Origin of the sequence: Rhodoplanes roseus (assembly GCF_003258865.1) — a bacterium.
Lineage (GTDB): Bacteria > Pseudomonadota > Alphaproteobacteria > Rhizobiales > Xanthobacteraceae > Rhodoplanes > Rhodoplanes roseus.
The window spans coordinates 1-8,284 of record NZ_NPEX01000003.1 but is presented as its reverse complement, the minus strand read 5'-3'; the positions used below and the strand labels follow the sequence as shown (position 1 = coordinate 8,284).

The 8,284-nt window shown below is 70.5% G+C and carries 8 protein-coding genes and 1 pseudogene; 5 read left to right on the top strand and 4 right to left on the bottom strand.

Going from position 1 to position 8,284, the window contains the following annotated elements; all coding sequences use genetic code 11:
- Positions 1–133: 133 nt before the first annotated feature.
- The 3 genes from CH341_RS00765 to CH341_RS00755 are packed head-to-tail and all read left to right on the top strand — an operon-like array spanning position 134 to position 2,616.
- A complete protein-coding gene (locus tag CH341_RS00765) occupies positions 134–1,120 on the top strand; it encodes an ABC transporter substrate-binding protein (protein WP_111417132.1) in 987 nt (328 codons plus the stop codon).
- Positions 1,120–1,887, top strand: coding sequence for an ABC transporter permease (locus tag CH341_RS00760; protein ID WP_111417131.1), 768 nt, complete (start codon positions 1,120–1,122; stop codon positions 1,885–1,887). The genes CH341_RS00765 and CH341_RS00760 overlap by 1 nt, the downstream gene beginning before the upstream one ends.
- A 3-nt stretch (positions 1,888–1,890) precedes the next feature.
- Positions 1,891–2,616, top strand: a complete 726-nt coding sequence (locus tag CH341_RS00755; protein WP_111417130.1) for an ABC transporter ATP-binding protein — start codon at positions 1,891–1,893, stop codon at positions 2,614–2,616.
- Here the strand turns inward: CH341_RS00755 and CH341_RS00750 are convergent.
- Both CH341_RS00750 and CH341_RS00745 read right to left on the bottom strand, forming a co-directional pair.
- Positions 2,613–2,831, bottom strand: a complete 219-nt coding sequence (locus CH341_RS00750; protein WP_111417129.1) for a hypothetical protein — start codon at positions 2,829–2,831, stop codon at positions 2,613–2,615. The genes CH341_RS00755 and CH341_RS00750 overlap by 4 nt on opposite strands.
- On the bottom strand, positions 2,828–3,988 hold the full coding sequence (locus tag CH341_RS00745; protein ID WP_111417128.1) for a PepSY-associated TM helix domain-containing protein: 1,161 nt from the start codon (positions 3,986–3,988) through the stop codon (positions 2,828–2,830). Before CH341_RS00745 ends, CH341_RS00750 begins: the two co-directional genes overlap by 4 nt.
- Before the next feature lie 589 nt (positions 3,989–4,577).
- Between CH341_RS00745 and CH341_RS35625 the strand changes: the two are divergent.
- Positions 4,578–4,679, top strand: a pseudogene (locus CH341_RS35625) (hypothetical protein); the annotation flags it as partial.
- A gap of 138 nt (positions 4,680–4,817) precedes the next feature.
- Here the strand turns inward: CH341_RS35625 and CH341_RS00735 are convergent.
- Together CH341_RS00735 and CH341_RS00730 are read right to left on the bottom strand one after the other, a co-directional pair.
- Complete coding sequence (locus CH341_RS00735) at positions 4,818–5,213, bottom strand: RidA family protein (protein ID WP_111417127.1); 396 nt, start codon at positions 5,211–5,213, stop codon at positions 4,818–4,820.
- Positions 5,214–5,602: 389 nt separating this feature from the next.
- Positions 5,603–6,583 carry a Bug family tripartite tricarboxylate transporter substrate binding protein gene (locus CH341_RS00730; RefSeq protein WP_170149406.1) on the bottom strand — a complete coding sequence of 327 codons (981 nt, stop codon included), beginning with the start codon at positions 6,581–6,583 and terminating at the stop codon, positions 5,603–5,605.
- A gap of 581 nt (positions 6,584–7,164) precedes the next feature.
- On the opposite strand from CH341_RS00730, the gene CH341_RS00725 reads away from it, so the two are divergent.
- A complete protein-coding gene (locus tag CH341_RS00725; RefSeq protein WP_111417125.1) occupies positions 7,165–7,953 on the top strand; it encodes an IclR family transcriptional regulator in 789 nt (262 codons plus the stop codon).
- Positions 7,954–8,284 lie beyond the last annotated feature (331 nt).

The window sequence follows — 8,284 nt, the reverse complement described above, 5'->3', positions numbered from 1 at the left end:
ATCGAAACCGAATGTCTGGCCGGCACGCGTGCCGGCCCCGTCTCCGCCGCAGGACAGCGCAGCCGGTGGCGTGAAATCGTGTCCGAAGCTGTATCTTAAAGTATATAGCAGATCCTTCATTGCGTGAGCCGCCATGACTCTTTCCCGACGCCGCCTGCTCGCCACCGGATTGGCCGGCGCCGCGATGCTCGCCATCGGCCGCCCGGTCCTGAGCCGTCCGGTCGAAAGCCTCGAGATCCTCGGGGCGCCGAACGCCGCCACCATCGTGCTGGTGCGCCTGCTGGAGGCGGGCGGCCTCGACACCGCGGCGCCCGGCGCGACCTTCCGGCTGTGGCGCGACACCGACGAGCTGCGTGCCGGCCTGGTCTCCGGCCGCTCGCGGCTGATCACCACGCCGACCCATGTGCCGGCCAACCTCGCCAATCGTGGCATGCCGCTGCGGCTCCTGTGCATCCTCAGCATGGGCCATCTGTCGATCGTCACGGCGGACGACGGCATCCGGTCGTTCGCGGATCTGCGCGGCAAGCCGGTGGTCGGCTTCTTCCGCAACGACATGCCGGACCTCGTCTTCCGCGCCATCGCCAAGCGCGAGGGCATCGATCCGGACCGCGACATCGCGCTGACCTATGTGCAGACCCCGATGGAGGCCGCCCAGATGCTGGCGGCCGGACGGGCCGCGACCGCGATCCTGTCCGAGCCGCCGGCCACCGCCGCCATCATGATGGCGCAGCAGCAGGGACGCACGCTGCGGCGCGCCGTCAGCCTGCAGGAGGCCTGGGGGCGCCATTTCGGCCAGCCTCGCATCCCGATGGCCGGCGTCGCCCTGCATCGGAGTCTGATCGACGACTCGCCCGAGATCCTGGCGGCGCTGCGGGCCGGCCTGCCGGGCGCCCGCGACTGGGTGCTGGCCGACCGCAAGGGCGCCGCCGCGCTGGCCGAGCAGCGGATGCAGATGCGGCCCGCGGTGTTCGAGCGCTCGCTCGACCATCTCCACATCGACGTCGCTCCGGCGCGCGCCATGAAGGGCGAGCTCGAGACCTTCTACAAGGCCATTCTCGATCTCTCGCCCGATGCCCTCGGCGGCCGCCTGCCGGACGGCGCCTTCTATCTCGACATGTGATGCCGATGGTCGTCGCGCGGGGCGCCTGGGGCCTCCTCGGCTTGGCCGGCCTGGGGCTGGCCTGGCAGCTCGGGCACGACGCGCTCGGGCCGTTCGTGCTGCCGTCCCCGGCCGAGACGGTGGAGCGGCTCTGGGCGCTGATCGTGACCGGACAGGCCGGCCCGGCGCTCGCCGTCACCGGCGTCAACGCGATCGGCGGCTTTCTGGTCGGCGCGCTGCTCGGGGCGGCGCTGGGCGTCACGGCCGGGCTGCTGACGCCGCTCGGCGCGACGCTGCGCCCGGTCCTCACCGTGATGCTCGGCGTTCCGCCGATCGCCTGGGTGGTGCTGGCGCTGCTGTGGTTCGGGCCGCGTGGGCTCGCGCCGGCGTTCACGGTGTCGATCACGGTGCTGCCCATCGTCTTCTCGGCGGCCTTCCAGGGAATCCTCGCGCGCGACCAAAAGCTCTCCGAGATGGCGCGGGTGGTCGGCGCGTCGCCGCTCCTGTCGTTCCGCATGCTGCTGCTGCCGCAGCTTCTCGATCCGCTGTTGCCGGCGCTCGCCACGGCGCTGGCCTTCTCCTGGAAGGTCGGCGTCATGGCCGAGGTTCTGGGCGGCGGCACCGGCATCGGCGGCATGATCGCCACCGAGCGGGCGCATCTGGATCTCGCCGGAACCATGGCGTGGATTCTCCTCGTCGTCGCGCTGCTGCTCGTCTGCGACGGACTGCTGCTGGCGCCGATGCGGCGCTTTCTGCGGACGCGGCGCCCGGCGCCGGCGGCGGGGTGACGGGTGCTGCGCTTCGAGGACGTCACGCTGCGCTACGACGACGGCCCGGTGCTGGCCGGCTTCGACCTCGCGGTCGCGCCCGGCGAGCTCGTCGTGCTGCTCGGGCCGTCGGGCTGCGGCAAGACCAGCCTGCTGCGTCTCGCCTGCGGGCTCGCGGCGCCTTCGAGTGGGCGCGTCGTCAACGGCTTCGGCCGCACCGCCGTCGTGTTTCAGGAGCCGCGCCTGCTGCCCTGGTGGCCGGCGCTCGACAATGTCGCTTTCGCGCTCGCGGCGCAGGGTGTGACACGGGCCACGGCGCGCCACCGCGCGCGTGCGTTGCTCGACCGCTTCGGCTTCACGGACGCCGACACCAGAAAGCGTCCAGCCGCACTGTCGGGCGGCATGCAGAGCCGCGTCGCCATCGCCCGTGCGCTGGTCGTCCGGCCCGATCTGGTGCTGATGGACGAGCCCTTCGCGGCGCTCGACGTCGGCCTGCGCCGCGACCTGCAGGATCTGGTGCGCGCCGCCGTGACCGAGACCGGGCTCGCGGCCCTGTTCGTCACACACGACGTGACCGAGGCGGTGCGGCTCGCCGACCGTCTGGTCGTGCTCTCGGCGCGCCCCGCCCGGATCGTGCACGACGAGCGCAACCAGCCCCGCGACGAGCCCGCCGCGATGTTCCGTGCCGCCGCCGCTCTGCTCGATCGGCCAGTCGTGCGGGCCGCGCTGCTGGCGCCGGCGGCCGGCTAGCGCTCCGTCGCCCGCTGGCGGCGCGCCACGAACCATGCCGTGACGGCGACCGGCACGCCGAGCGTCAGCCAGGACACGAGGTCGAGGAGGCCGTCGCCGATCAGGGCAGCGAGCAGGCCGGCGGTGCTGAGCCCGGCGAGCGCGATCGGCCAGGCCCAGATGCGGGCCACGCTGTCGCGCCGTGCGGCGCGCCGGTGCGACGTGGTCGCGCTCATTCGGCCGGCTGCGTCGACGGAGTGGAGGAGATCCCGCCGGGCGCCTCGGTGCGGCGGACCCGCACCCGCGAGCGCCGCCGCGCCAGCCACAGATAGAGGCCACTGCCCAGCACCACGATCGTGATCACGTCGAGCACGGCCCACAGGATCTTCAGCGGCATGCCGCCGTAGTCGCCGAAATGCAAGGGCTGCGAGACCAGGAGCGCGACCAGGTACCAGGGCAGCTCGCGGGTCGCCGTGACGGCCGCGGTCTCGCCGTCCACCAGCACGGGCGTCATCAGTCGCGAGGTCAGCGGCGTGTCGCCGCGCATGAACACCACGAAGTGGTGCTTGTCGGTGTAGTAGGGCGCCTTGGGAAAGGCCATGAAGAAAGTCGTCTTGCCGGGCGTCGCGGTGCGCGCCGCGTCGATCGCGGCCTGCACCGAGCCGTGCTGCGCCAGCGGCGGCTTGTCGGCGTAGGGCCGCACCATTTCGGCCAGCTCGGTCTTCTGCCACAGGCCGATCATCAGCTCGGCCCAGGTGTTGATCACGCCGGTGGCCCCGACCACCAGGGCCCAGACGATGGTGACGGCGCCGAGCAGGTTGTGCAGGTCGAGCCAGCGGGCGCGCGGCGAGGTCGCTCGCACGGTCCCGAAGTCGAGCCGGCGCATGAACGGCGCATACAGCACCACGCCGGACACGATGGCGATGACGAACAGGATGCCCATGACGCCGAGGAACAGCTTGCCGGGCAGCCCCGCGAACATGTCGACATGGAGCTGCAGCATCACGTGCATGAAGCCGCCGGGCTCGGGCTGGCCCAGCACCTCGGCGGTGCGGCCGTCGAGCGTCACGAGGCGGTTGTCGGTGACGGGCGACTCGTAGGTCGGCGCCACGACGACATGGACCAGCGCGGGCTCGTCGCGGTCCCACACGACATAGTGCGGCACGAAGCCCGGATAGCGGGCCGTGCCGGCGGCGACGACGCGGTCGAGATCGGCCATCGGCGTGCCGGCCGGGAGCGCGGCGGGCTCCGCCGTCTCGCCGGTCAGATGCTCGATCTCGTGGTGGAAGATCAGCGGCAGCCCGGTGATGCACAGCATCAGCAGGAACGCGGTCGAGATCAGACTGGTCCAGGTATGAACCTTCGACCACGCCTTGATGGCGCGCGGCGTCATCGGGCGACCTCGCACGACCGCGCGACCTCGTGCGACCGTGCGACGGAGACGGAACGGGGGCGGGCCGGATCGCAGGGGTCGATGTCGGTCATGCTCCGCCCGTAGCACACGCGGACGGCGCAGAACAATCGCGCGCAGGCGCGCGGGCTGCAGTTCAAAACGATTCCAAGGCTGGAGTTGTTACAGTTCGGTCTTGTGGTTCAGGGGCCTCGCTTCACCACGGAAATCGTCTGGAAACACGGAACTCGTTGAATACCTCTCGAGGCCCGACCTAGTGCTCGCCGTCCGATCTCGTGAAGAAGTCGGGGGCGTCATGAAGTCAGGTGTCGGCCGGGAGTCCGTTCTGTTCCGTCTGTTCGCGACGAGCTCGATGCTCGCACTGGTGTGGGCGGGCGCCGCGCAGGCGCAGAGCAGCGGCGCGGTGTCGCTCGAGACCATCGAGGTCTCGGGCGATCGGGCCGGCAGAGATCGAAACAGTTCGCCGCTCGTCACCAACGGCTACGTTCCCGTCGCGACCACGGTCGGCACCAAGACGCAGACGCCGGTGCTGGAGACGCCGCAGTCGATCTCGGTGGTCACCCGCCAGCAGATGGAGGATCGGGGCGTCCAGACGCTCAACGAGGCGATCGCCTACACGCCCGGCGTCACCAATTCCATGTACGGCTACGATCCGCGCTACAACGCCTTCACGATCCGCGGCTTCGACGCGATCTACACGGGCGTGTTCCGCGACGGCCTGCGCGAGTATCCAGCGCCGAACGCGGCATCCTTTGGCTGGAATCCCGGGCTCGGCGCGGATGCGCCGCCCCGGGATGACTGGAACTATCTGTCACACCGCCGCGATCGCCTCGACCTCCAGCAGAAAATTCGGGTTGGCGAGGCCGCGGAGCACGCACAGGGTGGAGGCCGGCGGGTTGGGGCCGAACCAGTCGCGCAGGATGGCGCGCGCTTTCGGCACGTCGTGCGGATTGCACACGTAGATCGTCACCTTGGTGACGTCGGCGAAGCCGGCGCCGCCGGCCGCCAGCGCCTTCTCCAGGTTGCTCATCACCAGCTTGCTCTGCGCCGTGAAGTCGTCCGGCGGCAGCACCTGGCCGGACGGGTCGGCCGCGACCTGCCCGGCGCAGAAGACGAGCCGGGTCGCGCCTTCGACGCTCACGGTGTGGGAATAGTTGGAGAACGGGGCGTGGATGTCCTTGGGCGAGGTGCGGGTGATCGTAGCCATCGGGTCCTCCCTGTGCGTCTCGTTTTGGAGTCTTCGTCGAAAGTCGAAGCGCCGGCTCGGTGCCTCCTCCGGCCGGAGTGCTGCACGGCTGTGCAGCGGGTCGCGCGGACTAGGTAACTGCCCTGAATTGTGTCACGGCCGAAAACCGATTTCGAATACGCCCGGCGAACATCGTGTGTGGCCATGACTCCCTTCGACGAGAGTGCCGCGCGTCGACCGCACTGCGTGGTGTGCGGCGCGCGAATGCAATATGCGCGCAGCGTTCCTCGGCTCGGGGCCAACCCGGCCCTGGTCTCCTATGAATGCAAGCGCTGCGGCCACGTGGTGACCCGGTCGGAGGACGAGCCGCAACGGCTCGACTGATCCGGCCGGGACCGACGATCCTGCGCTCAGAACGAGATGTTGGCGCCCTTGATGATCGGGGCCCATTTCTCGATCTCGGCCGCCTGGAAGGCGGCGAGGTCCTGCGGCGTGCCGCCGGCGGCGACGACGCCGAGCTGGTCGAACATCTGCTTGGCCTGATCGGTCTGCAGGAAGGCGTTGGTCGCGGCGTTGAGCTTGGCGATCACGGCGGGCGGCGTGCCGGCCGGCGCCAGCAGCGCGTACCACACCGCCGCCTCGAAGCCGGGCAGGCCGGACTCGGCGGCGGTCGGCACGTCGGGCAGGCCGCTCCACCGCTTGGGACTGGCGATGGCGAGCGCCTTGAGCTTGCCCTCCTTCACGTTGGGCACATAGGCCGCCATGGAATCCATGCCGACGTCGATGTGGCCGCCGAGCAGGTCGGTCATGATCGGCACGCTGCCGCGATACTGCGCCTGGCCGAGCTTGACGTCGCCCTTCGCCATCAGCAGCAGCCCGGTGATGTGACCGAGCGTGCCGTTGCCCGGGAAGCCGGCCGTCAGCTTGTCCGGATTGGCCTTGGCCAAGGCGATCAGCTCGGCGAGCGAGCCGGCCTGCACGCCGGGCCGCGCCACCACGATCACGGGCGAGCGGCCGATCAGCACGACGGGCGTCAGATCCTTCTGCGGATCGTAGGTGATGTCCTTGTACATCAGCTTGTTGGTCGCGGCCTGGCCGGTCGTCGCGAGCAGGATCGTGTAGCCGTCCGGGGCCGCCTTGGCGACCATGGCGGCGCCGATATTGCCGCCGGCGCCGCTGCGGTTGTCGATCACGACCGATTGACCCAGCGTGCGGCCGAGATGCTCGACGAGAGCGCGGCCGATCACGTCGGAGGTGGTGCCGGGCGCGAACGGGACCACCAGGGTCACGGGGCGGGTCGGCCAGTCCTGGGCCGAGACGGTCGCCGGCGCGATCAGGGCGGCGGCGAGGGCGGCGACGACGCCGAGGGCGGCGGGCAGGCGAAAGCGCATGTGTCCTCCTTTTGCGGCCGGTGGCAGCCGCGCGTCGGGCGCGGGCAGTTCTCGGGGGCCCTTTCGGGGGGCTCGTCTCGCGACGGGACCGGCGGCTGCGCCGATTGGAGCCGATGCCGCGAGCAGTGTCGAGCCGCACCGCCGCCGCGGCGCCCGCGCTCCCCTGGCCCAGCCAGGGAGAGCCCGGCCCGCGGGCACTTCCGGCGGGTCGCGGATCACCGGAAATGTGTTCTCGGACACAGAACCGCGTTTTTTAGTACGGAACACATGGCCATGCCGGCATGTCCGCCCGGGTGGCCGTGCGGGCACGCGGTGCCGTGGCGCGTACCACCGGGCCGGCGTCCCACACGACCGGAGCTTGTGCTTCGCGCCGACCTGATCCATAGAAAATCAGATGCCGGGACGCGAATTCCCGTCGCGACGGCATCGCACCGCTGTGGCCGGGACGCTTTTCATCGCCCCCGACCGGCTCCGTAAAGACGTCGACGATCCCGTGCCGCCCGGCCGAGACCGCCGGGCATCCCATGAGTGGGCCCGTGCGCGTTCCGCCCGCGGCCGTCGTTTGAGGAGAGCGCAGTCCGATGCCGCGGATTTCAGGGTCGCAACCCGGTGACGGCGTCCAGGCCGTGGTGTTCGCATTGCAGATCTTGGAATATCTGGCGCAGCGCCGCTCGACCGTCGGGGTCACGGATCTGGCGCGCGTCTTCGGTACCACCAAGAGCCGCATCTACCGCCATCTGCAGACGCTGATGTCGGCCGGCTACGTGATCCAGGAGACCGAGACCGAGCGCTACCGCACCGGCGGCCGGCTGATCGCGCTCGGCCGCGTGGTGAGCGAGAATTTCGAGCTGATGAGCGCGGCCCGCACCGTGATGGACGAGCTGCGCGACCGGCTCGGCCACGCCGTCACGCTCTCCGAGGTGGAGCTCGCCGGTCTGCGCGTGCTCTCCACCATCGCCGGAACCCAGCCGTTCGAGATCGGCGTGAAGCCGGGCTCGCTCCTGACCACCCACGCGACCGCCCAGGGCAAGCTGCTGCTCGCCTTCGGCCCCGACGCGCCGCGCGAGAAGCTGCTGCGCAAGACGCTGCCGGCCAACACGCCGCACACCATCACCAATCCGAACGTGCTGCGCGAGGAGCTCAAGCAGGTCAAGAAACAGGGCTGGGCGACGGCGCCGAGCCAGGCCGTGGTCGGCGTCAACGCGCTGGCGGCGCCGATCCTCGACGCCACCGGCGCCTTCGTCGGCACGGTGGCGATCGTCGATCTGGTGCAGTTCGTGCCGGCTCGTCCGACCCCCGAGCAGATCCGGCGCATCGTCGAGGCCGGCAAGCGCATCTCCGCCAATATCGGCTATCGCGGCGCGAGCTGAGCGCGCGGTCCCGACGTTTCGTGCGGCGATCCACCGCACGGCGCTCTCTTCGCTCTTCCCTCTCCCCTCGCGGGAGCTTTGCGCAATCCGTCATTCCGGGGCGCGCCGCAGGCGCGAACCCGGAATCCAGCGCCGAACTCGGCATTCTCGGCTGGATTCCGGGTCCGGCGCTGCGCGCCGTCCCGGAATGACCAATCATGCAAAGCCCGCCTCGTGGAGAGGATGGCTCGGACCGACGATCCGAGACGGGTGAGCGGCTCTCCTCTTGCTCGGAAGTCGCGGGACGCCCCCTCACCCGCCTCGCTTCGCTCGGCACCCTCCCCACGAGGGG

Coding starts and splice junctions, on each gene's coding strand:
- CH341_RS00750 (WP_111417129.1), bottom strand. CDS start 2,831: ATGAGCGCGACCACGTCGCACCGGCGCGCCGCACGGCGCGACAGCGTG.
- CH341_RS00745 (WP_111417128.1), bottom strand. CDS start 3,988: ATGACGCCGCGCGCCATCAAGGCGTGGTCGAAGGTTCATACCTGGACC.
- CH341_RS00725 (WP_111417125.1), top strand. CDS start 7,165: ATGCCGCGGATTTCAGGGTCGCAACCCGGTGACGGCGTCCAGGCCGTG.
- CH341_RS00760 (WP_111417131.1), top strand. CDS start 1,120: ATGCCGATGGTCGTCGCGCGGGGCGCCTGGGGCCTCCTCGGCTTGGCC.
- CH341_RS00730 (WP_170149406.1), bottom strand. CDS start 6,583: ATGCGCTTTCGCCTGCCCGCCGCCCTCGGCGTCGTCGCCGCCCTCGCC.
- CH341_RS00735 (WP_111417127.1), bottom strand. CDS start 5,213: ATGGCTACGATCACCCGCACCTCGCCCAAGGACATCCACGCCCCGTTC.
- CH341_RS00765 (WP_111417132.1), top strand. CDS start 134: ATGACTCTTTCCCGACGCCGCCTGCTCGCCACCGGATTGGCCGGCGCC.